This window comes from Neorhizobium populisoli, from assembly GCF_019430945.1.
In the GTDB taxonomy this organism is placed as follows: Bacteria; Pseudomonadota; Alphaproteobacteria; order Rhizobiales; family Rhizobiaceae; genus Neorhizobium; species Neorhizobium populisoli.
In genome coordinates, this window is the sequence record NZ_JAHYCB010000006.1 from 67,681 (window position 1) to 94,041 (window position 26,361).

Sequence of the window (26,361 nt, forward strand, 5' to 3'; positions counted from 1 at the left end):
GCCATGGATGGCAGAGAACCGAGCCGCACGGCAAAGCAGGTGGCCGGTTCCCGCGCCGCCCATCAGCTTATCGACAATGCATCCGTTTTCATGGACCCGTTCGCGCGGCTGATCCTCGATGCCGAAGCGCTGGCCGCAGCGGATGAAAAGGCTCGCGAACCGGGCAGCAAGCCATTCCGCCTGTTTCTTGCTGCCCGCAGCCGTTTTGCGGATGATTGCATTGCCGACGAGGTCGAGGCCGGATTGCGGCAAGTGGTCGTGCTCGGTGCGGGGCTTGATACGTTCGGCCTGCGCAATCCCTATCGCGATCTCGGCCTCAAGGTCTTCGAAGTCGATCATCCGGCGACGCAGACCTGGAAACGGGAACGGCTCGCAGCGTCGAATATCGCCCTCCCCTCCGAACTGAGCTTCGTGCCGGTCGATTTCGAGCGGGACGATCTGGCGGAAAAGCTTGCAGCCAGCGGCTTCAACAAAGCCGAGCCCGCTCTTTATATATCGCTCGGCGTCGCGCCCTATCTTGAGCGGCAGACGGTGTTCTCGCTGCTGAGGTTCGTCGCAGGCTCGACCGATACCGGCATCGTCTTCGACTATTCGGAGCCGCTGGAGAATTATGCGCCGGAAAGACGGGCGCATGCGGAAGCGATGGCCGCAAGGGTGGCAGCGGCGGGCGAGCCGTGGATCACGCTGCTCGATCCGATAGAGCTATCGGACGAGCTGATCAGGATGGGTTTCCGCGACGTAGAAGATCTCGATCCCACCCGCATGGCAGAACGTTATTTCGGTGTCCCGGCCGGAGGGCCGGATCGTGGTGCCGGCCCGCATATTCTCTATGCGAGCACGAAAACCGAAGACTGAGGCTTACAGCCCGATCTCATGCGCAAACGGCGGGTTGGCTCCCGCGCGAGACACCGTAACCGCAGCGGCCTTCGCACCGAGCGCCAGCGCTTTGCTCACCTGATCTTCGGTCAGCGCGGCGATCTTTTCCTTGGTCAGCAGGTCCTGCATCTTGAAGGATGCAAGAATACCGGCATCGAACGTGTCGCCGGCACCGACCGTATCGACCACAGTCACGCGCTCGCTCGGCACCGAGACCTTGAAGTTTTTGGTATAACCGGTCGCGCCATCGGCACCGCGGGTAAGGACGACGAGCTTGGCGCCTTCGTTCAGCCAGTGGGCGGCAAGCGTGTCGTGGTCGCCTTCCATGCCGAACCAGTCCAGATCCTCGTCGGAGAACTTGATGATATCGGACATGGCGGCCATGCGGCGCACGCGATCCATATGCTTGGCCTTATCCTTGATGAAGCCGGGGCGGATGTTCGGGTCGAAGGAGATGACGCGGCTTTTGTATTCACGCACCATCAGCGCCTCGTAGGTGCCGCCGCAGGGTTCGGGGATGAGGCTGATCGCGCCGAAATGCATGGCTTCACAATCGTCGCCGAGCGCCGGCAGGTCGGCCTCGGTGATCATCCGGCCGGCCGTGCCTTCGTCGTAGAAGGCATAGGTCGCCTGACCGTTGACGAGTTTGACGAAAGCAATCGTCGTCGGGCGGGAGGAGACAGCGGCGAGGCTGTAGTCGACATTGCTCTTCGCCAGCGTCTCGCGCAGTACATCGCCCATCATGTCGTCGGAAATGCCGGTGAAGAAGCCCGTCGGCTGGCCGAGGCGGCCGAGCGCGATGGCCGTATTGAACACCGCACCGCCGGCATAGGGTGCAAATCCCTTTTCGCCGAGCGTAGTCTCACGCGGTAACATATCGATCAGGGCTTCGCCGCAGCACAAAATCATGAATTCCTCCCGGGAGCAGCTCGCTCATTCATGCACAGGAATAAGCGAGCTTTTGTAAATTGACTAGAGCGAAAGCTCAGTAATGCCGCCATTGCGGCCGGACCATGCGAGCGGCGCATCGAGGAAGGATTCGACCTCGGAGAGGGTCCGTTCGTCGAACAGTTTCTGTTCGCGCGCCACGGCGAGCACATTGCGCCATGTCGCGAGATAGTGGAACTGAACCTTGCCGTTCGAGAAGCGCTCGGCGACCTGCGGATACATGTCGTAGAAGAACAGCGCCATGCCGTGATCGACGACACCACCGGCCGCGCGGATCGCATCGATGAAGGTGAACATGCCACCGCCGACCGTCGTCAGGTCTTCGATGACCAGAACGCGGGCGCCTTCCGGCATATGGCCTTCGATCTGGGAATTGCGACCGTGGCCCTTGGGCTTCTTTCGAACGTAGATCATCGGCAGGCCGAGGCGTTCGGAGAGGAAAGCGGCGAAGGGGATACCGGCCGTCTCGCCGCCGGCGATGCAATCGAATTTCTCGAAGCCGGCGTCCCGCAGAATGGTGGCGGCTGCGAAATCCATGATCGCCGAGCGGATGCGCGGATAGGAGATCAGCTTGCGGCAATCGATATAGACCGGGCTCATCATGCCGGAGGATAGTTTATAGGGCTGTTCGGCGTTGAAATGGACCGCTCCGATCTCCCAGAGCATCTTCGCCATCAGCTCTGCCATTACGCCGCGATCTGTAAATGTGGTCTGTATCATCGTGCCCATCCTCGCTTGTCAAAACCACGCGCCGCAATAGCAGCATGCGGCGCGAGGCGCCAGATAAGACGGCGCGGATAGTTCAAATTAAGGATGGATCAGGCGCTGGTGCGGGTTTCGCCAAGCCCGACGGAACGCAGATAGCCCGCAACTTCGACGCGGTCGCGCCCGGCGCGCTTGGCTTCGTAAAGCGCATTGTCGGCAAGGCTCAACACCGCATCGAAAGGCTGGCCGCCGATCACGCCGATTGCAACGCCGGCGCTGACGGTGCAGCGCAAGGGCGCATCGGCACCGACATCGATTTCGCGCGCGGCAAAGCGGCGGGCAATGTCATTGGCGATGCGCTCGGCCCGACCGGGCAAAGCATTGTCGAGGATCATCGCGAATTCCTCGCCCCCCAGCCGCCCGACGACGTGGCGGGTATTCGTGCCGTTGTTGAGATCCTCGGCGAAGAGGCGCAGAACATGGTCGCCCATGGCGTGGCCATGCTGGTCGTTGATCGTTTTGAAACGGTCGATATCGAAGACGATCACCGCCATGGACGGCGTGATCAGCCTGTTGCCGTATTTCTCGAACAGGGCGCGACGGTTCAAAAGCCCGGTCAGCGAATCCGTGATCGCCTCGCGGCGATGATGGGCGGCCAGCCGCCATTGATGCAGCGCCAGCGACAGCGAACCGATACCGGTCATGCCGGCGATGCAGACGCCGATATTGAGGTTTTCGGCCCAATTGTCCGGCGCATGGCCCATTACCCACTGACGGCCGTCAATCAGCACCACGGCACACAGCGCAAACGATATGGCGCTCAACGCATAGAGAGCGGCAATGCCGCAGAGCGGACCGGGCGCCTCGTGTCGCGCCATCCAATATTGCCAGGCGGTGCCCATCAGGAGCGCGGTGGTGGCAATATTCATAACGATCAGGCCGAGGCCGTCATATCCCGCTATCAACAAAGGCAGGCCGAGCGCCGCATTGATGACGCTCAGCATCGAGGCAAGCGCCCAGGGCTTGGCGCCGCTGCGGAATTGCACCGCTGCCGCATAGGCCATGCTGAAGCCTGCCATCAGGAAGGTATAGGCGACGGAGACGCGCAAGATGCCGGTTTCGACCGTATAGGAACTATAGGCGAAAATGCCGGAAACGATCAGGCAGAGCGCAACGACGAGAGTGAGAAGAAAGGAATCCGTGCGACGGGAAAACCAGGTGCCGAACATCGTCACCATCAGGCAGGCCGCCGAAACGCCGAGCGCCAGCAGAAGAGAATGATAGTCAAGCATCATGCCAAGCTTTCTCTTCGGGCAGGACCCGCGGAAAATTCTGGCGCCAAAGCTAAACCCGGATTCTCTCCAAAAGGTTACCGGATCGATCCAAATACTATCAATTCAAGGCAAATCGATTTTAGTTCTCAACGACTTGCCAGTGAAGCGGGAAGGTCGGATCGAAGACGGTGATAGCACCCGCGCCGGTTTCACGCTTGTCCGGGAAGACAATCGGCTGGTCGCGCCTTTCAAGCACCATCGTCTCCTCGTTCGGCTGCAGGCCGTACCAGGCCGGGCCGTTCAGCGAGGCGAAGGCTTCCAGCTTGTCGAGCGCATTGTCCTGCTCGAAGACATGCGCCAGGCAGCTCATCGTGTTGATCGAGGTGTAGATGCCGGCGCAGCCGCAGGCGCATTCCTTCAGGGGATCGACATGCGGGGCGGAATCGGTGCCGAGGAAGAACCGCGCGTCGCCGGAGGTCGCGGCAGCGCGCAGCGCCAGGCGATGGTTCTCGCGCTTGGCGACCGGCAGGCAATAATAATGCGGGCGGATGCCGCCGACGAGGATGTTGTTGCGGTTGATGATCAGGTGATGGGTGGTGATGGTACCGGCGAGATTAGCCTTTGACGACTTGATGTAGTCGACGCCGTCGGCGGTCGTGACGTGCTCCATCGTCACCTTCAGTTCCGGCAGGCGCTTGCGCAGCGGATCGAGGATCGTTTCGATGAACACGGCTTCGCGGTCGAAGATATCAACCTCAGGCGTCGTCACTTCGCCGTGCACGCAGAGCGGCAGGCCGATCTCCGCCATGCGCTCCAGAGCCGGCATCGCCTTGTCGAAATCGCGCACGCCGCCATGGGAATTGGTCGTGGCACCAGCCGGGTAAAGCTTCACGGCGGTGATCAGGCCGCTCTTCTTGCCCTCTTCCAGATCGTCCGGATCGGTATGCTCGGTGAGATAAAGCGTCATCAGCGGTTCAAACCGGTCGCCCTTCGGCAGGGCGGCCATAATCCGCTCGCGATAGGCTTTCGCATCCGTGGTGGTGACGACCGGCGGCACTAGGTTCGGCATGATGATGGCGCGGGCAAAGTGCCGGCTCGTATCGCCGATCACGCCTTCCAGCACGGCGCCGTCGCGCAGGTGCAGGTGCCAGTCATCGGGGCGGCGGAGCGTGAGCGTCTTCATGGGGAAACTTCCGAATGTGATCGATCGCCCGCCATACCATCAATAGGCCGGGCAAAACAATCCGATGACGACGGGAACAGTTGATCCGGAGGGCAGAACGAATATCAGACTTCACGCAAATGTGCGGGCTACACATGCCCTGCGTGGCGGAAAGCGAAATGGGTTAAGGAACCCGCGCCCACTTTCGGCGTTCGTTAAGCAATCTTACGAATCTCTGAATCGGAGCGCACAATGAAAGCCCGGAGTTCCAAAGTCAACAAGGGTTTTGCAATTGTCACAGGTACTGCCGTCGCGCTTTGTGCTTTGACGGCAACTCTCGGCGCGGAAGAGCGAGCCAGCCTCACCCAGGTCGCCGTAACGCAGAACGATTGCGACCGGCTTGCGGGCAGCCCTTTCGACCAGCAGCGCAATAACGAATTCGCGCCGGTCGACATCGTCGACATCGATCAATCGGCAGTCGGCGTCTGCCGCACCGCATTCGAGGCGACCGGCAACCCGCGTTTCGCATACCAGCTCGGCCGGGCGCTGAACAAGACACAGGATGCCGATCAGGCGATGACCGCTTATGATACCGCCGTGCAGGCGGGTTACCCTGCTGCGAAGGTGAATTTCGGCATGTTGATGGGCCGCCTTGGCGACGCACAGGCCGAGTTCCGGCTTTATACGGAAGCGGCCCAGAGCGGCAACGTGCTGGCCGCCTACAATCTCGGCGTTGCCTATCGCGATGGCCTCGGCATTCAGCCTGATGTCCAGCAGGCACTCGGCTGGTTCGAAAAGGCTGCCGCGGAAGGTGATGACACCGCAGCCTTCAATATCGGTGCCATCTATGACGAAGGTCAGCTTCTGCCGGCCGACGACCAGACCGCAATCGCCTGGTACGACCTTGCCGCGCAGCGCGGCAACAAGGATGCGATGATCAATCTCGGCCTGATGTACGAAGCCGGCGAAGGTATCGAGGCCAATGCCCAGAAGGCTGCTGAGATGTATCGCAAGGCGGCTGAAAACGGCGACATCTTCGGCGCTTATAAGTATCTGCAAATGCAGGAGCTTGGCGTGGTGCCGGCCCCGGCCGATCCGGCCGCCCCGGAAGGCGTCAATTCGCTGGTGCTGAAGCCCGGCGACATGGAACAGACCACGGTTTCCGCCAAGGAAATCTGAGCCTAATACTGTGACGATTGAAGCCGCTACGTAACTGCGTAGCGGCTTTTTGCTTAGATATCGCCGGCAGACGGACCCCAGACGTCCGTCATGGCAAAGCCCTCCGAAAGCGGATCGAACGGATCGAGCGCGATCTGATGCAGGCCGAAAGTGAAGCCTCGGCCGGTAATAGTTGGGATGATCGCCGGCTTTCCAGCAACTGTAGTCTCTGCGGCCAGTCCGACTTCAAACTGCGAACCGATGATCGAGCGTGACTTGAACATGTCGCCGACCTTGACCTTATCGCGCGCATGCAGCGCTGCCAGATTGGCGGAATTGCCGGTGCCGCAAGGCGAGCGATCCGCCCGGCCCGGCCACATCGTGGTGCAGGTGCGCACCGTGCCGTCTTCCTCCGTATCCCGGAACATCACGTAGGCGACGCCGGAGATTGCCGGGATTTCCGGATGTACGACTGGGATCTGTTCGTTGATCAGCGCCTTCAGCACCATGCCCGCCTGCACAAGAGCGGCGGCATTGGCCTTCTCGATCTTCAGGCCGATCTGGCCGACATCGACGAGGCCGTAGAAGATGCCGCCATAGCAGAGGTCAAGCTTGATCTCGCCCCATTCGGGCGTCTGCACCTTGACGTCCAGCTGGTGGACGAAGGACGGCACCATGGTGAGCTTGACCTTTTCGCAACGCCCGTCCTTGCAGGTCGCCGTCGCCTTGACGAGGCCGGCCGCGGTTTCGAGCGTCACGACGGTTTCCGGCTCCTGCATCTCGACAATGCCGGATTCCAGCAATGCTGTCGTCACGCAGATCGAGTTGGAACCGGAGCTGGCATGCGCCTGGTCCGGCTGCAGGATGATAAAGGCCGCATCAGCATCCGGATGTTTGGCCGGCAGCAGAAGATTGACCGAGCCGATCGGCGCACCGCGCGGCTCGAGGCAAAGGAAGCGACGAAGCTCCTGGCCTTTCGGATCGGTGTTCAGCCAATGCAATTGGGCGGCTACCGTCTCACCCGGAATTTTCGGCACGCCGCCGATCGCGACCTTGCCGATTTCACCTTCGCAATGAACGTCCAGAAGCTGGATCGTGCGCTTCCATCTCATGTCCTGTACTCCAATCGGGCGCTCATCCGCGCCGTTGTCGCGAACAGATATATCGGCCGTCTCAGCGAAGCCAGAGATAACGCAGGGCAAGCTGCGTCTTTCCGTCGCCATAATAGTAGGGAAGCGAGACGGCTTTCACCGGTTCTGCCTTGAGGTTCAGTGCGTTGATCGAGGAAAGGTCGATCGGCACGCCACCCGATCCTTGGCCATTGTCGATCCAGATGGCAAGAACCGGCCCCTTCATCGCCTCCGGCTTCGGAAAGCCGGCGATCGGCTGTTCGGAATTGATCACCGGCGCATGTGGTAACTGCAGCCGCATATTGCCGGCCAGATGCATGCCGCCCGCGATGATGACCGCCGGCTCGCCTTCTGCCCGGAGTGTTTCGGCCATCGATGCGAAAGGATAATTGATGCGCGAATATGAGCCGGTCAGCCCGCCGGTGAATGTCTTGCCCGGCAGCGGGATCAGGGTCACGATCAGGATGACGAGGAAAACCGGAACGAAGCGCCTGAGACTGCCGTCGATATCCGCGCCTGCGCGATCGAGCTTCAGCAGCAGATAAAGCGGCAAGATCAGCAGATAGGGATCAAGCCAGCGCTCGGTAATCTTGGTGGTTCCGGCAATCAGGATTACCAGCACCACGCCCAGCAGCGAAACGAGCATGATCAGGCCGAGCAGCCGCGTCCAGCGATCGGAGGTCTTCAGCGCCGCCTTGAACTGACCCTTATAGGCGATCGCAAGGATCACCACCGTCAGCGCGCCAAAGGCAAGGCAGGCAAGCAACAGCGAACCGAGTGCGCGGGCAATGCGGGCGGCGCCATGCGGTGCATTCGCCTCAACCATTTTACCGATCGTGCCTCTAGTTGCGAGATCGACATTGCCGATGAGCCAGAGCGCATGCGGCAGGACGATCAGCAGGCTGATTGCGGCGGCCAGCAGAATCCGCGGATCAAACAGGCGGGCGCGCCATTCCCGATCCAGCAGAACCGCGATGATGGTCGCGGCCGGCAGGAGCACGAAATTGTATTTCGAGATCGTGCCGATACCGATCGCCAGCCCGAGGATCGCATAACCCTGCCAATCGCCACGCTTCAGCGTGCGGAACAGGCCATAGAAGAACAGCGAGGTCGCCATCAGCACGGCCACGGTATGCGTCAGGTCCTGCTGCGGCATGTAGGAGACCTGCGGCAGGGTAACGAGGCTGAGCATCGCCATTGCGACAAAGCCTGGTCGCCCATCGAGCTCCCGCGCTGCCAGGCCGAAGAATACGTAGACGAGCAGCAGCATGGCGAATTTCGGCAGCGTCAGAGAGAAGAGCGAAATGCCCAGGACACTGACGACGGTATTCTGCAGCCAGTTGTAGAATGGCGGCTGCGGCCCGTAACCGGCCAGCCAGTATTGCGAAAACAGCGATTGCTCGGCTTCGTCGAGCGTCAGCGAGTTGGGGAGGATCAGCCGGGCAACGATGCTGAGGGCGAAATAAGCCGCGAGCAAGACGGTGGCGGGGCCAAGCCCGCCTGCGAGAAACTGCGCCGTCTTCGAAGATTTTTCGCGCAGCAAAGCCGTGCCGTCCTGACGATCCATGTTCATTCCCACGGAAAATGCCGTTGGCAGCAGGTCGCACGGACGGGCATGCAGATCAACAGGGAAATGCTATGCTGATGCAGCACCGGCCAAGTGCCGAGGCCCGGTTAGAACTCGCATTCGGACAAGGCCACCTTCAACGGAGCTTCAACATGACAGATATGCAGGAAGAGCATTCGTCCGCAGTTCCCATGCATCCCGAGGAGATCAAGTCGGTATTCGATCTGCGGGTGGGAAAACACATCAGCCTGCAGGGCAGCGCCAGAATAACACCTGTAGGCGTGCTCAGCACCGGGATTGCGGTCGCCGCGATGGCCGTCGGGCTGGGATATCTTGCAGCGTCGTTGCGCCGTCGTTGAGGCCCAAGCCAAGCGAACGGTACCGATGGCGCGGGGCAAGCAAAATGCTTCCGAGAGATGGAAGAAGCTGCTGCATATTGTAAAGGAAATCATTGGGAAAGAATGGCGCACCCGAAGAGATTCGAACTCCTGACCCCCAGATTCGTAGTCTGGTGCTCTATCCAGCTGAGCTACGGGTGCGTCTGCAAGTGGCTGAACCGCTTGCGTGGCGATCCTCTAAAGGCTGGCGCGGAGGATTGCAAGCGGTTTTACGGTGCGTCGCGTCATTTTACTGTCACTTCTTTTCCAAGCCATTGAAAAAGAAAGAATATTTCAATCACGCCCGAGCGCGGTAGTCCTCAAGCGAAACTGGGCGGTCGGGAATTTCGATACGGAACTGGGTTCCGGGGCCGGGCTTTTCGACGAGCGCGATCGTGCCGCCATGGGCGAGAACAAGCTCGCGGGCGATGACCAGGCCAAGGCCGGTGCCACCGGAGCGCGCCGAGCCGCGGAAGGCGGAGAAAAGGTTTTCGCGCGCCTTGCGCGGCATGCCCGGGCCGGTGTCGTCGATGGTGATGCTGACCACGCTGCCCACCCGGTGAGCGGTGACGGTAATGCGGCGCACCACGGCGGTATCTTCCGGATCGAGATTGATCAGCGCCTGGTGGGCGTTGCGGCAGAGGTTGTGAATCACCCGGAAAAGCTGTTCGCTATCGCAATCCACCTCGAGATCGGCGGCGATCTGCTCGATGAATTCGATACCGCCCTCAGCGTCGATGCCAAGCATGTCGCGCACTTCCTGCGACAGCGCCTCGAAGCGGATGCGACGGCGACGGGGTGCTGCTTCGGAGGCCTGGCCGTAGGCCAGAACCTCGCTCGTGTATCCGACGGCGCGGTCGATGGTGCGCAAGAGCTTCGGTGCGAAACTCCTGACCATCGGATCCTCTACATCCGTCAGGCGGTCGGACATCAGCTGCGCCGAAGCGAGGATATTGCGCATGTCGTGATTGATCTTGGAAACCGCGAGGCCAAGATCGACGAGGTTCTTCTGCTGTTTCAGGGTGCGCTGCAGCTGCACCTGCATGGCGGTCAGATGCCGGCCGGCGACGGCAAGCTCACCGCGGGAACGGTCGCCTTCGAAGACGCGACCGGGATCCTCCGGATGTTCGGAGAAAAGCTGCATGCTCTTCGTCAACCGGCGGATCGGCATGATCATCATCCGGTTGATGGCGAGGAAGATGAGCACCGCCGTGATCAGCGAGATCAGCAGCGAGATCAGGAACATCATCTTCGAATATTTCAGCATGTCCTTGCGCAGCGCATCGTCGGTCATGACCAGTTCGATGATCATGTCGCTCTCGCCGATCGGCCCGTAGACACGGATGATGCGGCCGCCGCCGAACACAAGCGTATCCAGCGCGTCGCGCATGGAGCCCAGCATCGAGGTCTTGGAAAGGTCGAAGACCTCGTCCACCTGTGGCTGGGTGTCGGTGGCGGCAAGCAGCCGCGAGGTGCCGTCCTTGCGCAGCGCCAGCACTTTGGTGCCGGTGGCAAGCAGCGTATCGTCCTGCACGGCGCGGGGAAGCTCGGCAGGCTGCAGACCGTCGATGACAATGCCGGCGGCCGCGGCCGTATCCAGCCGGTCGCGCAGCCAGTTCATCCGCATCGTGGCTATGGTGGGAACGAAGATCAGCACTTCCGCCATCATCACGAAGATGACGGTCAGCCAGAGGAGTCTTCCGGAAAGGCCACGGAAAAGACGCGGCATCGGCTCCGGGCCTGCGCTATCCGGCGCGGCCCCCGAGCGGCCCGAGGTGTGAACCTCGTCGTCCATGCGGGTCTCCGTGTTGAAATGCCACCGGGGTCTTGGGCAAACCGGTGGTTGGCCAGTCATTTTAGAGCTTCATCGGCAATTTACCAGCCCCTCTTTGCCGCACCGCAAAAGAGAAAGCGGAGAAGGTTTCCCTTCTCCGCTCCCTTATTCGTATCAAATGCGTGATCGGATCAGAATTCTTCCCAATCGCTTGCTGCAGCCGGTGCAGCGACCGCGACCGCAGCACTGCCGCCACCGAAGGCGCGGGCGAGCGCTCCGGTCATGGCCTTGACCGGCGAAACGCGGGCACGATGCGTCGGAGCAGCTGCGATCGGGCGCGCTGCCCCACGCGAAGGCTCGGCGGCGACCTGATGGCCTTCGTGGCCGATGTTGAACTTCGAGACGAGCGCGAAGAGACTGTCGGCTTCCGAGGAAAGCTTGGATGTTGCAGCCGAGGTTTCTTCCACCATCGCGGCGTTCTGCTGGGTGACCTGGTCCATCTGGTTGACGGCAGTATTGACCTCCGCCAGGCCGACCGACTGCTCGCGCGAGGCGACGGCGATCGAATGGATGTGGTCGTTGATGCTCAGAACGCGGGTTTCGATCTCCGACAGCGCTTCGCCGGTCTTCTGGACCAGTTCGACACCGGCTGCGACTTCGCTGCCGGACTTGCTGATCAGGCCCTTGATATCCTTGGCGGCACTTGCGGAGCGCTGAGCCAGCTCACGAACTTCCTGGGCGACGACCGCGAAGCCCTTCCCGGCTTCACCGGCACGTGCTGCTTCGACACCTGCGTTGAGAGCAAGCAGGTTGGTCTGGAAGGCGATTTCATCGATGACGTTGGTGATCTGGGCGATCTCGCGGGAAGCCTGCTCGATGCGACCCATGGCGTCGACCGCATTACGCACGACTTCACCGGACTGGACAGCGCTCTGCTTGGCTTCGCCGACCATGATCGTTGCCTCGTGAGCGCGCTCGGTCGAGGTCTTCACCACGGCCGTGATCTGGTCGAGCGCAGCAGAGGTTTCCTCCAGTGCTGCAGCCTGCTGTTCGGTACGGCGCGAAAGGTCGTTTGCAGCATTGCTCAGTTCGGCGGCGCCGCCGTTCATGGAGCCGGTTGCGGCGCGTACGTTGGACATCGTGTTGCGAAGCGTCGCCATCGTGGCATTGACGTTGTGCTGGAGCTCTTCGAAAGCGCCCTTGAAGCTGCCGCGCATGTTGTCGGTCAGGTCGCCATCCGCCAGGCTCTTCACCACACGACGGGTTTCCGACACGCCGGTATCGACGCTGGCAACCAGATGGTCGACATCGCGAGCAAAGCGGTCGAGGCTTTCCTCGCCCCATTGCATGTCGATGCGGCGGGTGAAATCACCTTCGACCGCGGCGGAAACCACGGAGGCCATCCGGGTCTGCAGATCGTCGCTCTTGGCGCGCAATGCAGCTTCCGAGGCATTCATGCGGGCGACTTCGATGCCGTTCTTCTTGAAGACTTCGACGGCAACGGCCATGTCGCCGATCTCGTCCTTGCGTCCGGCAGGAATGGCAGCAGCATAATCGCCATCAGCGATCTGCTTCATAGAAGAAGTCAGGCTCAGAATCGGCAGGCTGAGCTGCTTGCGGCCGATATAAAGACCGGATGCAGTGCCGCCGGCAACGCCGAAAAGTGTTGCGACGAGAACGCTGTAGAACACGAAATTGCCGAAGGCATCCATGCCGTCGCTCAGGATATCGAGCTCGGACTGGTCCATCTTCACAACGGCATCGATCTCAGCCTGATAGGCCTTGCGGTTGTTGCGGTTCGCGTCGTTATTGCCCTGGACGTTGGCGGCCTGCGGACCTTCCGTCTGGCTCAGCCGGACTGTCTCGCTGCGGAACGCCTTGAACTCCTTGGCGCGGTCGGTGAGCTTGTTGAACGTATCGCGTTGGGCCGCCGGCACTTTCGGCTGCCACTGGGCAAGCAGCTTGTCGATATCGTCCAGCGACTTCAGCACGCCGTCGCCGAACTGCTTGGCAGCCGCGGAGTCCTTGGCAGCATAAATGCCGCGGGCGTCCATGACTACGGCGGTGACCAGTCGGTTCAGATGCTCGCCCTTGTAGGCACGATCCGCGACATCGGCATATTGTTGAGTCTGATCGTGATATTCTTCCACGGCAAACAGCGAGAGCCCGCCGATAAAGCAGGCCACGAGGCTCATCACGCCGACGAGGAGATTGATCTTGGCTCTAATCTTCACCGCAAGTCCCCCTTGCAATTACACTTGAACACAGGGGTGCGGACACATGTATATCAGGCCGCCTGCCCATCGCTTAGTGCTAAAATTAGCACTGAGACATTAACAATGTTTGAGCATGCGCAATCATCGGCGGGCGAAAGCCCAGGTACAAAATATCAGGATTTTTGGGAATTTCGGAAAATTTCCTGTCAAATGCCAGGTCCAAGGCAGCGTATCTGATATTTTATCGCCAACTTCCGGCCATGCGTCATCATCAGCTGACGAAGCGCAATCTTTAATGACATTTCTTCAATTATACTCATTGTGGAAGATACTAAGCCGGCAGCCACCTTTGGCGCTGCGGAAAAGCCCGTGCGAGATTGACTTTTCCGCCGGAGTCCTCTTATAAGCCGGCCACGTTCAGCTCCGGCGGGCTTCGACGAATGCTTCCGCCTGTGCAGATCGTTTTTCAGAAACGCTCTTGCCGTCGTGATGACGGCAAACTTCAAGAAGGGCCGCACACCGCGGTATTAAAAAATGAAGCGTACCTACCAGCCGTCCAAGCTTGTCCGCAAGCGTCGTCACGGTTTCCGCGCCCGTATGGCCACCAAGGGTGGACAGAAGGTTTTGGCTGCTCGCCGCGCGCGTGGCCGTGCTCGTCTCTCGGCTTAAGGCCGGGATGCCCGGGATAAACGGGCGATGACGACAGAAACAAAAACCAAAAAAGCTGTCGGGCGGCTGAAAAGCCGGCCGCAGTTTCTGGCTGTCCGCGAAGGCGAAAGCCGCAGAGGCCGGACCTTCCTTCTGGAGGTTCTGGACCGCAAGACACCGGACGAGCCGCCCCGCGTCGGTTTTACCGTGACGAAAAAACACGGAAACGCGGTCGAGCGCAACCGGATGCGCCGGCGCCTGAAAGAGGCGGTGAGACAATCCGCCGGATTTGCAATGCATAACGGACACGACTATGTGATCGTCGCGCGGCGGGACGTGCTGACGGTGCCCTTTGCGGATATGACGGCACAGCTTATCGAACGTATCTCGACAGCCAAGCCGAAACACAAGCGGTCTGAGAGGACTGATTCCAGGAAAGCATGATGGAAAAGAACCGCAATTACTTCATCGCGATCGCCCTTTCGGTGGTGATCGTCCTTGCCTGGCAGTTCCTCTATATGAACCCGAGGATGGAAGCCCAGCGCCGCGCCGACGAGGCACAGCAGGCGCTGCAGGGCGAGGCCCCCAAGCCCGCCAATGGCGAAAGCCCCGGCGCGCAGGGCACAGGCACTTCCTCCGGCACGTTGCCGGGCGGCACCGTGGCGGCCCAGACGCCGGTCACCCGAGACCAGGCGCTCGAGAAGTCCAAGCGCGTCCAGATCGAGACCCCTGCCCTGATCGGCTCCATCAACCTCACCGGCGCGCGTTTCGACGACCTGAAGCTGCGCGAATATCATGAGACGGTGGATGACAGGAGCCCGCTCATCACCCTTTTCTCGCCGTCCGAAACCACCGACGGCTATTTCACAGAAATCGGATATCTCGCAGGTCCTGAAGTCGGCGCCGGTCCTGTCGGCAATACCCAGTGGACCGTTGCAAGCGGCGACAAGCTGACCCAGCAGACCCCGGTCACTCTGACCTATACCAATGAAAAGGGTGTCACCTTCACCCGTACGATCTCGGTTGACGACCACTACCTGCTGACCGTCGCCGACAAGATCGAGAACAAGTCGGGCGGCGCCGTGACGCTGACGCCCTATGGCCGCGTCCTGCGCAACAACAAGCCGGCAACGCCTGCCGTCTGGGTCGTCTTCGAGGGCTTTATCGGCGTTCTCGGCGAAGCGGGCAGCCTGAACGAGCATACCTACGCCAATATCGAAAAAGAGCAGTACACCAACCCGAAAGCGACCACCGGCTGGCTCGGGATCACCGACAAGTATTGGGCTGCGACCATCGTGCCGCCGCAGGCCGTGCCTTATGTCGCTCGCTTCTCGCATTTCACCACCGGTCAGGCGAGCTATCAGGCCGACTACAAGAGCGATGACGTCGTCATTCAGCCCGGCCAGTCGACCGAACTGAAGAACCTCGTCTTCGCCGGCGCCAAGGTCGTGCCGCTCATTTCGCAATACGAGACGAATAACGCCATTCCGCAGTTCAACCGCCTGATCGACTGGGGCTGGTTCTACTTCATCACCAAGCCGATGTTCCAGCTGATGGATTTCCTGTTCCGTCACGTCGGCAATTTCGGCCTCGCCATTCTGGCGACTACCGTCGTGGTCAAGGCACTGTTCTTCCCGCTGGCCAACAAGCAGTACGCTTCGATGGCCAACATGAAGCGCATGCAGCCGAAGATGGAAGAGCTGAAGGCCAAGCACGGCGACGACCGCATGGCCCTGCAGCAGGCGATGATGGCTCTCTACAAGGACGAGAAGATCAACCCGATCGCCGGCTGCTGGCCGGTGCTCCTGCAGATCCCGGTCTTCTTCGCGCTCTACAAGGTCATCTACGTCACGATCGAAATGCGGCATGCGCCGTTCTTCGGCTGGATCCAGGACCTTTCCGCACCGGACCCGACCTCGCTGTTCAACCTCTTCGGCCTGCTGCCCTACGACGTGCCGCATGCGCTGATGATCGGCGTCTGGCCGTTGATCATGGGCATCACCATGTTCTTCCAGATGAAGATGAACCCGACCCCGCCGGATCCGACCCAGGCGATGATCTTCACCTGGATGCCGGTCGTCTTCACCTTCATGCTGTCCTCCTTCCCGGCCGGCCTCGTGATCTACTGGGCCTGGAACAACACGCTGTCGGTGACCCAGCAGGCGATCATCATGAAGCGCCACGGCGCCAAGGTGGAGCTCTTCGACAACATCAAGAGCCTGTTCCGACGAAAGCCCGCGGCCTCGAAATAGTTTTGAAAAGCCCCGCTTCGGCGGGGCTTTTTGTTTGAGGCAGATGAGGGGCAAACTCTCAACTCTACCGCCAAACCTTGACTTTGCCGCCCAAAACCCCGAAGCCCTTGCGCTTCAAAGACGAACAGGACGACGAACCGATGACCGCAGACAGAAACACGGACGACAAGCCGCTCTTCGGCCGCCCCTGGATCTTCATCCGCGGCGTGCCTGCGATGAAATTCCTGCCGCCGGAAGGCCCGCTGGAAGTGGCGTTTGCCGGCCGGTCGAATGTCGGCAAGTCTTCGCTGATCAATGCGCTGGTCGGCCACAAGGGCCTGGCCCGCACGTCCAATACGCCTGGCCGCACCCAGGAACTCAACTATTTCGTGCCGGACGGTTATTCCGGACAGGCCGGCGACCTGCCGCCGATGGCGCTGGTCGACATGCCGGGCTATGGTTATGCCCAAGCGCCGAAGGAACATGTGGACGCCTGGACCAAGCTTGTCTTCGACTACCTGCGCGGCCGCGCGACGCTGAAGCGCGTCTATGTGCTGATCGACAGCCGCCACGGATTGAAAAAGAACGACGAGGAGGTTCTAGACCTGCTCGACAAGGCGGCCGTCTCCTATCAGGTCGTGCTGACCAAGACGGACAAGATCAAGGAACCGGCCGTGCCGAAGCTGGTGAGCGAGACGCTGGAAAAGATTCGCAAGCGGCCGGCCGCCTATCCGGAAGTGTTGTCCACGTCGTCCGAAAAGGGCAATGGGCTCGATGAGCTGCGCGCCGCGATTTGCCTGACCGTCGGTCATTCGGCCTGACAATTCGGCCAAACAGATATAAAAAATCCGGCCGCTCGGGGCGAGAGCGGCCGGATCGAGATGCAAGAGCGCCGGGTGGCGGGGCGGCTCTTACATCTTGGGAAGCAGAACCTTGTCGATGACATGGATGACGCCGTTCGACTGCTTGACGTCGGCGATGGTGACATGGGCGACACCGCCCATTTCGTCGGTCAGAGTGATCTTGCCCATGCTTTCCTTGGCCTTCAGGATGCAGCCGCCGACGGTCTTGACGTCATGGGTGCCCTTGTCGTCCTTGATCATCTTTTCGATCGTCTTGGACATGGCATCGGCCGCGACCACGTGGCAGGTCAGAACCTTGGTGAGCTGCGCCTTGTTTTCCGGCTTCAGCAGGGTTTCGACCGTGCCCTTCGGCAGGGCTGCGAAGGCTTCGTTGGTGGGTGCGAAGACGGTGAACGGGCCTTTGCCCTGCAGCGTATCGACCAGGCCGGCGGCCTTGACGGCGGCGACCAGCGTCGTGTGATCCTTGGAGTTCACGGCATTTTCGACGATGTTCTTGTTTTCATACATCGGTGCGCCGCCGACCTGCGGGTTTGCGGCATGGGCGCCGGCTGCGGCAGCGGCGGAGATGGCAGCTGCGATATAGAGTGTGCGGAGCTTGAAATTAAACATGATCGTTTCCTCTTCCTCTCGAAGTATTTGATCGCCCCGGCGCGGATGCGCGCCTCCCAAGGCTTGGCGTCCCGTTTTCGCCGGGGACAAAACAAGTGACGAGCGGCCGCGCGGAAAAGTTTCAGGAATATTAAAAAAGCGGCTGAGAAAACCTCAAGCCGCTGTTTTTATTGTAATATTTTATCTGAATTCTAGATATTCTTGGCGAGGCCGGATGCAACCACCGGGCCAGTCGGCTGGCCGGTCGGAGAGCCACCCAGCGGCTCAACGCTGACGGCGAAGGTGACGCCATCCTTGAGGCGCGGACGCACCGCGGCCGGGATTTCCACCGTGCCGTCGCCGGTCTGCGGCACGACGCCGAGCGAGATCGCCGGATTGCCGCCGCCGGGCACCAGCCAGAGCTGCAGCGAGCGCTGTTCAGCGACCTTGGCGGCGACGGGCGTCAGCCGTAGCTGGCCGTTGCCCGCATCGTATCGGGCCAGAAGGCCGATCGTTGTGCCCTCGTCGCCGGTCAGGCGGGCGACCAGAGGCTGGGAGGGGGAAAGACTGCCGATCCAGCCGGACTGGAGCGAGGCATAGGTGATCAGCAGTGCCAGCGACGCAAACGCGAGGCCGCGCCACAGAAGAAGGGAATTCCACCAGCTGCCGGCGGCAGCCAGTTCCATCGCAAACGAGTTTTTCGGGAAAAGCCGCGCCTCGATCTTCGAAAAGGCTTTGGCCGGCGGCACCACATCTTCGTAATCGTCGTTGAAATCGGCAAGGTTTTCCTGCCAGCGGGCGACGATCCGGGCAAACGACTTGTCACGGGAAAGACGCGCTTCGACGCGGGCACGATCCGCCAGTGAGAGCACGCCGAGAACGTATTCTCCGGCGAGCAGCTCGTCGCGGGAGCGGTCTCCCTCGCTTTGGTCCGGCTTCGTCATCGGTCTAGACACTCTTTCAGCTTCATCAGACTGCGCCGGAGCCAGGTGCGCATCGTGTTGAGCGGCACGCCATGGCGTTCCGCGAGTTCCTGATAGCTCAGGCCCTCCACATAGGCACTCCTCACTGCCATTGCCCGATCAGATTCCAACTCTTCCATACACCTGTCAATGCGTTTGCCTTCGCCTTTCATCACAGTTTCCGCCTCCGGGCCGGGGGCGGAGTCGGCGATATCGAAACTCTCCTCGATACTGTCGCTTACCGGCTTGCGGGCGCGCAGCACATCGATGGAGTGATTGCGCGCCACGGCCACCAGCCAGCCGATCGGGCTGATGCCGGTTGCTGCAAAACGATCGGCGCGCTGCCAGATTTTGACGAAGACTTCCTGCAACGCATCTTCCGCATCGCTCCGATCCTTGAGGATACGAAGACAGACGGAAAAAAGTTTCGGGGCGATGGCAGAATAGAGCGCGCTCAGCGCCGCGCGATCGCGCAGCGCCACTTTGCCGATCAGGACAGCGATGTCGGCGTCGGTTGCCAAGCAGGTTCCTCCCGCTGCAAAGCAGCTTATTGCTTATCACACACTACGCGCAAAACTTGGCATTGGATTATTTCCCCCGTCAAAAACATGCGCTAAAACGCCCCCACTTTAAATCAAGGGGAATTCGATGACGGCTTCCGAGAGCGAACTTCAGGCCAAGCTTCTGGCGCAGGCGCTGCCTTACATGCAGCGTTACGAGAACAAGACGATCGTCGTGAAATACGGCGGCCATGCCATGGGCGATGTCGAACTCGGCAAGGCGTTTGCGGCCGATATCGCGCTGCTGAAGCAGTCGGGCGTCAACCCGATCGTCGTCCACGGCGGCGGCCCGCAGATCGGCGCCATGCTGACCAAGATGGGCATCGAATCGAAATTCGAAGGCGGCCTGCGCGTCACCGACCAGAAGACCGTCGAGATCGTCGAGATGGTTCTCGCCGGTTCGATCAATAAGGAAATCGTCGCGCTGATCAACCAGACTGGCGAATGGGCGATCGGCCTGTGCGGCAAGGACGGCAACATGGTCTTCGCCGAGAAGGCCAAGAAGACCGTCGTCGATCCGGACAGCAATATCGAGCGCGTTCTCGATCTCGGCTTCGTCGGCGAAGTGGTGGAAGTCGACCGCACGCTGCTCGACCTGCTCGCCAAGTCGGAAATGATCCCGGTCATCGCTCCGGTCGCCCCCGGCCGCGACGGCGCCACCTACAATATCAATGCCGATACGTTTGCGGGCGCCATTGCCGGCGCGCTGAACGCCACGCGTCTGCTCTTCCTTACCGACGTCCCGGGCGTGCTCGACAAGGACAAGAACCTGATCAAGGAACTGACGGTCGCGCAGGCGCAGGCGCTGATCAAGGACGGCACGATCTCCGGCGGCATGATCCCGAAGGTCGAGACCTGCATCGACGCCATCAAGGCCGGCGTGCAGGGCGTCGTCATTCTGAACGGCAAGACCGCCCATTCCGTGCTGCTCGAAATCTTCACCGAGCATGGTGCGGGCACGCTTCTCGTCCCATGAGATTTGCCTGGATCGCCGAACCGCCTTTCAATTTCCGGAAAGGCAGTTCGCTGACGGGCTGCGACGTCGAACTGGCTCGATACGTGTTTTCTCTTCTGGGAGAGACGTTCGAGCCTGTGGAAACCGAGTTCGGCGATCTTCTGGACGGGCTGGCCGACGAGCGCTGGGACGTCGCGACAGGTATGTTTTTGACGCCCGAACGAATGACGCGTGCGCCATTCACGATATCAATCTGGTCTCTTCGAGATGGCCTGCTTGTCCAGAGAGCCGAGGCAGGCACGATAAGCGGCTACCGGGATATCGCGCGCAACGGTTTCAAGCTTGCCGTTCTCGAAGGGCAGCTTCAACACCGGACGGCACTGGATCTCGGTGTGCCGGACGCCGATATCGTTGTCATGCGAAACTACGAGGACGCGGCACAGGCCGTGGCGACCGGCACGGTACTGGCCTATGCAAGCGTCGAGCTGGCACATCTCGCGCATATCGAACACAACGGTGCTTTGGCCTGCGTGCCCGTCCCATTGGAGGAAAGGCCTCCCGAGGAGGGCGGATTCGCGTGCCGCAATGCCGCGATCCGCGACCGTTTGAATTCGGTACTCGCCGATTTCATCGGCGGCAACGAACACGCCGCCCTCCTGCGGTCCTTCAATCTCGATCCGGAAGCATTCCGCCTCGCATCCCGCTAAGCCGATATGGACAATCAGCCTGCGGCGGCAAACACCGCCGCGGCATCCTCTTTCAGCTTCGCCATCATCGCTCGATAGGGGCCGGGACCATAGCTGACGCGGCCGACGCCGAGTTCGGCCAGCCGCTTCGGCGCAGAAACGCTGCCCATCATCATGATATTGACCGGCAGGGCCACGGCTTCGCAGAGCTTGGCGATCAGCGCGTCATCCGCCAAACCGGGCGCGAAGAAGCCGCTGGCGCCTGCTGCGGCATAGGCCTCGGCACGGGCGATCGCCTCGTCGAGAAGGCCGGCATGTTTGGCCTGATCGCCTTCCTTCAAGAAAAGATCGGTGCGGGCGTTAATGAAGAACGGGATATCGCGGCCATCCGCCATCGCCCGGATGGCGCGGATGCGCTCGGCCTGCTGCTCGACAAGATAGACACCCGAGCCGCCCACGATCTGGTCTTCGAAATTGATGCCCACGGCACCGGCGTCTATAACCTTCGAGACATTCTGTGCAAGCTGCGCCGGGTCTTCCGCGTAACCGCCCTCGAAGTCGACGGTGAAAGGCAGATCGACGGCCGTGGTAATCGATTTTGCTGTGGCGAGCAGCACGTCCATCGGCAGGTTTTCGCCATCGGCATAACCTTGCGCGGCGGCGACCGACCAGCTGCCGGTGCCGAGCGCCTTGGCGCCGGCATCCGCGACGGCCTTGGCCGTGCCGGCGTCCCAGATATTGTAGATGATGACCGGGTTGCCCTTCTGATGAAGAGTGCCGAATGCGGCGGCCTTGTCCTTCTGAGACATGCGTGATCCTCCCGTTGTTTCGCGCATCCTAGCCGGATTCGAAAACGGGTGTCGCCGGAAATCGGGCGTCTATTTCTAAGAAAAGATCAGTCCGAGGATGCCGCAAACGATCAGCAGGCAGCCGGCGATTTCCATGCGGTTGACCCGCTCGTGGAACAGGAAATAGGAGGCCATGAAGGTGAAGACGAGTTCGATCTGGCCGAGCGCCCGTACATAAGCCACCTGCTGCAGGGTCATTGCCGTGAACCAGCCCGCGGAACCGACGACGCCGGCCAAACCCACCAGCGAGGACGACCGCCAGGTGACGAGCACCTGAACGATCTCGCGCTTGTCCTTCCAGAGCATCCAGACCAGCATGAAGGCGGTCTGGAAGGTGGTGACGCAGGCAAGCGTCATCGCCGCCTCCATGACCGGTCCCGGGCCGCCGAGAGATAGCGAGGCCGTGCGATAGGCGACGGCGGAGATGCCGAAGACGGCGCCGGAAGCGATGCCGATCAGCGCCGTGCGGCTGGTCATCGCCACGGCCAGGTTTCGCCACGACAGCGGCAGACGCGCCATCGAAATCATCATCACGCCGATGACGCCGACGACGATTGCCATGATCGCGCCACCGGTGAGCTTTTCGCCGAGCAGCACGAAACCGAAGATCGCCGCCTGCACCGGTTCGGTCTTGGAATAAGCCGTGCCGACCGCGAAGTTGCGTAGCGAGAACAGATGGACAAGCAGGATAGTCGCAAAGATCTGCGCAAGGCCGCCGATCACCGCCCAGAGGGCAAAGGTCCAGTTTGGTGTCGGAAAACTGTACCCGACGAAAAAGTGCAAGCTAAGGACGTAGAAGATCGCCACCGGGAAACCGTAACCGAAGCGCACGAAGCTTGCCGCGCGCGTGCCAAGCTTTCCCTGCAGATGTTTCTGCAGGGCGGAACGCAAGTTCTGCAGGAAGGCAGCGGCGATGGTGATAGGGATCCAGAGTTCCATATCATCGCGGTATCATGCGCTGCGATCCATCGCCAAGGCCGGTTTGAGGCAAAACAGGTCGTCTTTTTCGATTTTCTTTGCCGCTGAGCCGGTGCATAAAGCGGCGATGGAAAAGAAGCCGAAGACCTCGCCCGAGCCCGCCGATTTCGCCCATATCCGTGACTGGGTGTTCGATCTCGACAACACGCTCTACCCGCATCACATCAATCTGTTCGCGCAGATCGACGTCAACATGACGACTTATGTGCAGGAATTGCTGCAATTGGAGCGGGACGAGGCCAAGGCGCTGCAGAAGCGTTATTACCATGAACATGGCACGACGCTGGCCGGGCTGATGATCAACCATGGCATCAATCCGGACGGTTTTCTGGAGCGGGCACACGCCATCGACTATTCGGCGCTGATCCCGAACCCGGAACTCGGCGAGGCGATCAAGGCGCTTCCGGGCCGCAAATTCATCTTCACCAATGGCAGCGTGCCGCATGCGCAGGCGGCGGCCCGGGCGCTGGGTATTCTGGACCATTTCGACGATATCTTCGACATCGTCGCGGCCGACTATGTACCGAAGCCGGCGGGTGCGACCTACGACAAGTTCGCCAGCCTGCACCGTGTCGATACGAAGAATGCCGTGATGTTCGAAGACCTGCCGCGAAACCTGCAGGTGCCGAAGGCGCTCGGCATGCGCACTGTGCTGCTCGTACCGCGCAATCTCGATGCGGTGCTGATGGAGCGCTGGGAAAAGCTGTCGACCGAGGACGATCATATCGACTACGTCACCGACGATCTCGCCGGCTTCCTGGGTGGCATCCACGCCGGTTGATCTTTTCGGCTTACGAAAAGTTCATCCACATTACACAGGTTTAAGTGGTCCATGCCGGTTGCGGTGCCTACCTTAAGGCTATCGAAGCAACCGGAAAGGACCCCTCGATGACCGCTAAGAAGATCGTTATCGCGACGCTCGGCGCCGCCCTGATCGCAGGCGCAGCCATCCCCGCTTTCGCTGCACCCGGCCGCGGTGGTCCGGATCGCGGACATATGGGTCCGATGGGTGGACGTGGCGTGATGCAGGACGTGATGTTCGTCCGCCTGCTCAAGGCCGCCGACACCAACAAGGACGGCAAGGTCACCAAGGATGAGATGACCGCCTTCCAGGACAAGCTCTTCACCGAGATCGACGCCAACAAGGACGGTTCGCTGACCCGCGGCGAGATGCTGGACTATCGTCAGGCCAAGATGGAAGAGTTCCGCAAGAACAACCCGCCGCCGGCTATCGCCAACACCGCCGACAACAAGGACCAGGCCAAGCCTGACGACCAGAACAAGATGGCGGACCAGCGCGGCGATCACCGCCGTGACCGCGACCGCGATCATGCCGGCTGGGGTCGTCATGGCGACAGAGACGGTTGGGGCCGCCACGAAGCCCGCTGGGATCGTCATGACCGCGACGGTCGTCCGATGATGCGCGGCGGCATGTTCCGCATGCTGGATGAAGACCGTGACGGCAAGGTCACCAAGGCCGAAGCCACAGCCGCCGGCGACAAGCTGTTTGCCCGCATGGACACCAACAAGGATGGCACCATTTCCATCGACGACCTGCCGGACCGCCCCCTCTAATTCCGCCCCCTTAGGGTCACGCCCCCGACCCTGGAATTAGTCCCGACAGTCGTCGTCTGAAGGACCCGCCCTTTCCCAAGAGGGCGGGTTCTTTCTTTTTGAAAATTCAGTTGGTCCCGCGCGGCGTCAGGCGAAGCAGCCGCCCCGGGCTATCGTCCTCGATCACCCATACCGCGCCGTTCGGCGCCACCGCCACGTCGCGGATGCGTGCTTCCATTTCCCAGCGGTCAGCCTCATCGGCTCCGCCTTTGCCGTCGAAGGTGACGCGAACCAGGCTCGTCGCGACCAGACCGCCAATCAGCGCCGAGCCGCGCCATTGCGGGAACATGGTGCCGTTGTAGAAGGTCAGTCCCGCCGGCGCGATGACCGGGTTCCAGTAGAGTGGCGGCGCGGCAAATTCCGGACGCGTCGAATGCCGCGGGATTTTCGAGCCGCTGTAATTGTCGCCGTTGGAGACCTCCGGCCAACCGTAGTTCTTGTCAGGCTCGATTAGGTTCAGCTCGTCGCCGCCACGCGGTCCCATTTCGTGCTCCCACAGCTTGCCGTCCGGCGCGAAGGCAAGGCCGTAGGGGTTGCGGTGGCCCATGCTCCAGGTCAGTGCCCGCGCCCCGCCCGCCTTTGCCTGCGGATTGTCGGCCGGTACCGATCCGTCGAGATTGAAGCGCAAGATTTTTCCGAGAGCCTGATCCGGGTCCTGCGCGGTTGCCGGGCGCATGCGGTCGCCCGAACTCAGGAAAAGATGCGTGCCGGCCGGATCGAAGGCGATGATGCCGCCGGGCTGACCGCCCGATCCTTTCGGTTCCTGCCGCCAGATGACCTTGAGATCGTCGAGGCTCGCCTTGGTATCCGAAGCGGTCAGCGTCGCGCGGGCCAGCGCCAGACCGCTGCCGCCCTGCCCCGGCTCGACATAAGTGACATAGACCTGCCGGTTGGAGGTGAAGCCGGGAGCCACGGCAATGTCCAGAAGCCCGTTCTGGCCGGATGCTGCAACCTTTGGAACGTTATCAACCTGCGTCTTGCGGCCGTTCTGGGTGACTAGAAAGATGCGGCCCGGCTTTTCCGTCACCAGCAAGCTTCCATCGGGCAGGAAGGCGATCGCCCAGGGCGTATCGAAGCTCGCCACCTCGCGCGCCGTGAACGGCTTGGAGGTCTTGGCCTCGCGGTCGCCGGCATTGATGCTTTGGGCCGATGCTGCGCCGGCAAGCAAGCAGGCGCAGGCGAGTGCGGAAAGGCTGAGGCGAAACGGCATGATCTACTCCCGAGGACTTCCTGATCGGGAATAGATCGAACACCATCAGCGCGAGTGCAATCCACGCGGTGAACACGTTCGATTGAACGCTGCACGCTTCATCTCAAAGCTCGTAGAAATCCGCGATGATCTTCCACGCCTGCTCAGCCGTCTCGACGAAGCTGATCAGGTTGAGGTCTTCGGGCGCGATCGTGCCGAATTCCGCCAAGGCCTCGAAATTGATCAGCCCGCGCCAGAATTTTTCCGCAAACAGGATCAGCGGAATGCGCTCCATGCGCTTCGTCTGGATCAGCGTCAGCGCTTCGAACATCTCGTCCAGCGTGCCGAAGCCGCCCGGGAAGACGGCGACCGCTTTGGCGCGCATCATGAAATGCATCTTGCGGATCGCGAAATAGTGGAAGTTGAACGACAGTTCCGGGGTGACGAACCGGTTCGGCGCCTGCTCATGCGGCAACATGATGTTGAGGCCGATGCTTGGCGCGCCGGCTTCCGCAGCACCGCGGTTTCCTGCCTCCATGACGCCCGGGCCGCCGCCGGTGACGACAACATATTCCTGATGGTTGAAACCTGCGGAATGTTTGCCGCAGAGCGCTGCGAACTTCTGTGCTTCCTCGTAATAGACGGAAGCCGCTTCGAGGTTCTTCTTCTGCGTTTCGTTGCGGGCCGCCCAGGCGTTCTGGCCCGGAGCGGGAATCCGCGCGCCGCCGAACAGCACGACGGTCGACTTGATGCCGGCCTCGGCCAGCATCATCTCCGCCTTCATCAGTTCCAGCTGCAGGCGGATCGGGCGGGTTTCCTCGCGGCAGAGAAAATCCTCGTCGGCATAGGCAAGGCGATAGGAGGCCGACAGCGTCTGCGGGGTCTTCGGCTGGCCTTCGGCCGCCTGTTTGTCCGCCTTGTTGTCCTTCAGCGGATCCCAGACCCCATCCTTGCGCCGCGGTCCGTCCTTTTTCGCTTTTGCCATCGCACTATCCTTTGAGGCGCCAACATTGGGTTGACGCCAATTCACATTGACGCTTGAGTGGCGGTCG

At 61.0% G+C, this 26,361-nt stretch carries 26 protein-coding genes and 1 tRNA gene; 11 read left to right on the forward strand and 16 right to left on the reverse strand.

Going from position 1 to position 26,361, the window contains the following annotated elements; genetic code table 11:
• Positions 1–3 precede the first annotated feature (3 nt).
• Positions 4–855 (forward strand): class I SAM-dependent methyltransferase, encoded by an 852-nt coding sequence (locus tag KX729_RS17670; protein WP_219743810.1) that lies wholly within the window; start codon positions 4–6, stop codon positions 853–855.
• A 3-nt stretch (positions 856–858) separates the two neighbouring features.
• Here KX729_RS17670 and KX729_RS17675 read toward each other — a convergent pair whose 3' ends face one another.
• The 4 genes from KX729_RS17675 to pyrC form a co-directional block, all read right to left on the reverse strand.
• Positions 859–1,785 carry a carbohydrate kinase family protein gene (locus tag KX729_RS17675; RefSeq protein ID WP_219743811.1) on the reverse strand — a complete coding sequence of 309 codons (927 nt, stop codon included), beginning with the start codon at positions 1,783–1,785 and terminating at the stop codon, positions 859–861.
• Between the two features lie 63 nt (positions 1,786–1,848).
• Positions 1,849–2,544 carry an orotate phosphoribosyltransferase gene (locus KX729_RS17680; protein ID WP_219743812.1) on the reverse strand — a complete coding sequence of 232 codons (696 nt, stop codon included), beginning with the start codon at positions 2,542–2,544 and terminating at the stop codon, positions 1,849–1,851.
• 98 nt (positions 2,545–2,642) lie between these two features.
• Positions 2,643–3,824 (reverse strand): GGDEF domain-containing protein, encoded by a 1,182-nt coding sequence (locus KX729_RS17685; protein WP_219743813.1) that lies wholly within the window; start codon positions 3,822–3,824, stop codon positions 2,643–2,645.
• A gap of 118 nt (positions 3,825–3,942) precedes the next feature.
• Entirely contained in the window at positions 3,943–4,986 is a 1,044-nt protein-coding gene (gene pyrC, locus KX729_RS17690) for a dihydroorotase (protein ID WP_219743814.1), read from the reverse strand.
• Between the two features lie 231 nt (positions 4,987–5,217).
• Between pyrC and KX729_RS17695 the strand changes: the two genes are divergently transcribed.
• Positions 5,218–6,144, forward strand: coding sequence for a tetratricopeptide repeat protein (locus KX729_RS17695; RefSeq protein WP_219743815.1), 927 nt, complete (start codon positions 5,218–5,220; stop codon positions 6,142–6,144).
• Between the two features lie 53 nt (positions 6,145–6,197).
• Here the strand turns inward: KX729_RS17695 and KX729_RS17700 are convergent, their stop codons facing one another.
• Together KX729_RS17700 and KX729_RS17705 are read right to left on the reverse strand one after the other, a co-directional pair.
• Positions 6,198–7,235, reverse strand: coding sequence for a 4-hydroxyproline epimerase (locus KX729_RS17700; RefSeq protein WP_219743816.1), 1,038 nt, complete (start codon positions 7,233–7,235; stop codon positions 6,198–6,200).
• A 61-nt stretch (positions 7,236–7,296) separates the two neighbouring features.
• Positions 7,297–8,820 (reverse strand): glycosyltransferase family 39 protein, encoded by a 1,524-nt coding sequence (locus KX729_RS17705; protein WP_219743817.1) that lies wholly within the window; start codon positions 8,818–8,820, stop codon positions 7,297–7,299.
• Between the two features lie 152 nt (positions 8,821–8,972).
• On the opposite strand from KX729_RS17705, the gene KX729_RS17710 reads away from it, so the two are divergent.
• Positions 8,973–9,179, forward strand: a complete 207-nt coding sequence (locus KX729_RS17710) for a hypothetical protein (protein WP_219743818.1) — start codon at positions 8,973–8,975, stop codon at positions 9,177–9,179.
• A gap of 103 nt (positions 9,180–9,282) precedes the next feature.
• Here the strand turns inward: KX729_RS17710 and KX729_RS17715 are convergent.
• From KX729_RS17715 to KX729_RS17725, 3 genes are all read right to left on the reverse strand, one after another.
• A tRNA-Arg gene (locus tag KX729_RS17715) sits at positions 9,283–9,359 on the reverse strand.
• Positions 9,360–9,495: 136 nt separating this feature from the next.
• Complete coding sequence (locus tag KX729_RS17720; RefSeq protein ID WP_219743819.1) at positions 9,496–10,992, reverse strand: ATP-binding protein; 1,497 nt, start codon at positions 10,990–10,992, stop codon at positions 9,496–9,498.
• A 170-nt stretch (positions 10,993–11,162) separates the two neighbouring features.
• A complete protein-coding gene (locus KX729_RS17725; protein WP_219743820.1) occupies positions 11,163–13,205 on the reverse strand; it encodes a HAMP domain-containing methyl-accepting chemotaxis protein in 2,043 nt (680 codons plus the stop codon).
• 516 nt (positions 13,206–13,721) lie between these two features.
• Here KX729_RS17725 and rpmH point away from each other — a divergent pair.
• The 4 genes from rpmH to yihA all read left to right on the forward strand — a co-directional run bounded on the left by rpmH (position 13,722) and on the right by yihA (position 16,887).
• A complete protein-coding gene (gene rpmH / locus KX729_RS17730) occupies positions 13,722–13,856 on the forward strand; it encodes a 50S ribosomal protein L34 (RefSeq protein WP_092996667.1) in 135 nt (44 codons plus the stop codon).
• A gap of 27 nt (positions 13,857–13,883) precedes the next feature.
• Entirely contained in the window at positions 13,884–14,279 is a 396-nt protein-coding gene (gene rnpA, locus KX729_RS17735) for a ribonuclease P protein component (protein WP_219743821.1), read from the forward strand.
• On the forward strand, positions 14,279–16,087 hold the full coding sequence (gene yidC / locus KX729_RS17740; protein ID WP_219743822.1) for a membrane protein insertase YidC: 1,809 nt from the start codon (positions 14,279–14,281) through the stop codon (positions 16,085–16,087). Before rnpA ends, yidC begins: the two co-directional genes overlap by 1 nt.
• A gap of 140 nt (positions 16,088–16,227) precedes the next feature.
• Positions 16,228–16,887, forward strand: coding sequence for a ribosome biogenesis GTP-binding protein YihA/YsxC (yihA, locus tag KX729_RS17745; RefSeq protein WP_219743823.1), 660 nt, complete (start codon positions 16,228–16,230; stop codon positions 16,885–16,887).
• A 90-nt stretch (positions 16,888–16,977) separates the two neighbouring features.
• Here the strand turns inward: yihA and KX729_RS17750 are convergent, their stop codons facing one another.
• From KX729_RS17750 to KX729_RS17760, 3 genes are all read right to left on the reverse strand, one after another.
• Positions 16,978–17,538: a fasciclin domain-containing protein gene (locus tag KX729_RS17750; RefSeq protein WP_219743824.1), complete on the reverse strand. Its 561-nt coding sequence runs from the start codon at positions 17,536–17,538 to the stop codon at positions 16,978–16,980.
• A gap of 191 nt (positions 17,539–17,729) precedes the next feature.
• Positions 17,730–18,461, reverse strand: coding sequence for an anti-sigma factor (locus tag KX729_RS17755; RefSeq protein WP_219743825.1), 732 nt, complete (start codon positions 18,459–18,461; stop codon positions 17,730–17,732).
• On the reverse strand, positions 18,458–19,000 hold the full coding sequence (locus KX729_RS17760) for a sigma-70 family RNA polymerase sigma factor (RefSeq protein WP_219743826.1): 543 nt from the start codon (positions 18,998–19,000) through the stop codon (positions 18,458–18,460). The genes KX729_RS17755 and KX729_RS17760 overlap by 4 nt, the downstream gene beginning before the upstream one ends.
• A gap of 127 nt (positions 19,001–19,127) precedes the next feature.
• On the opposite strand from KX729_RS17760, the gene argB reads away from it, so the two are divergent.
• Positions 19,128–20,015 (forward strand): acetylglutamate kinase, encoded by an 888-nt coding sequence (argB, locus tag KX729_RS17765; RefSeq protein ID WP_219743827.1) that lies wholly within the window; start codon positions 19,128–19,130, stop codon positions 20,013–20,015.
• Positions 20,012–20,701: a transporter substrate-binding domain-containing protein gene (locus KX729_RS17770; protein ID WP_219743828.1), complete on the forward strand. Its 690-nt coding sequence runs from the start codon at positions 20,012–20,014 to the stop codon at positions 20,699–20,701. Before argB ends, KX729_RS17770 begins: the two co-directional genes overlap by 4 nt.
• A gap of 14 nt (positions 20,702–20,715) precedes the next feature.
• Here KX729_RS17770 and KX729_RS17775 read toward each other — a convergent pair whose 3' ends face one another.
• Together KX729_RS17775 and KX729_RS17780 are read right to left on the reverse strand one after the other, a co-directional pair.
• Positions 20,716–21,489, reverse strand: coding sequence for an isocitrate lyase/PEP mutase family protein (locus KX729_RS17775; RefSeq protein WP_219743829.1), 774 nt, complete (start codon positions 21,487–21,489; stop codon positions 20,716–20,718).
• A 75-nt stretch (positions 21,490–21,564) separates the two neighbouring features.
• Positions 21,565–22,467 carry an EamA family transporter gene (locus KX729_RS17780; RefSeq protein ID WP_219743830.1) on the reverse strand — a complete coding sequence of 301 codons (903 nt, stop codon included), beginning with the start codon at positions 22,465–22,467 and terminating at the stop codon, positions 21,565–21,567.
• Positions 22,468–22,573: 106 nt separating this feature from the next.
• Here KX729_RS17780 and KX729_RS17785 point away from each other — a divergent pair, with 106 nt between their 5' ends.
• Together KX729_RS17785 and KX729_RS17790 are read left to right on the forward strand one after the other, a co-directional pair.
• Entirely contained in the window at positions 22,574–23,287 is a 714-nt protein-coding gene (locus tag KX729_RS17785; RefSeq protein WP_219743831.1) for a pyrimidine 5'-nucleotidase, read from the forward strand.
• Positions 23,288–23,394: 107 nt separating this feature from the next.
• The gene (locus KX729_RS17790; RefSeq protein WP_219743832.1) at positions 23,395–24,081 is read left to right on the forward strand and encodes an EF-hand domain-containing protein; all 687 of its coding nucleotides are present in this window, start codon (positions 23,395–23,397) and stop codon (positions 24,079–24,081) included.
• Between the two features lie 106 nt (positions 24,082–24,187).
• Here the strand turns inward: KX729_RS17790 and KX729_RS17795 are convergent, their stop codons facing one another.
• A complete protein-coding gene (locus KX729_RS17795; RefSeq protein ID WP_219743833.1) occupies positions 24,188–25,330 on the reverse strand; it encodes a PQQ-dependent sugar dehydrogenase in 1,143 nt (380 codons plus the stop codon).
• Between the two features lie 103 nt (positions 25,331–25,433).
• Positions 25,434–26,294, reverse strand: a complete 861-nt coding sequence (locus KX729_RS17800; protein WP_219743834.1) for an LOG family protein — start codon at positions 26,292–26,294, stop codon at positions 25,434–25,436.
• Positions 26,295–26,361: the final 67 nt, after the last annotated feature.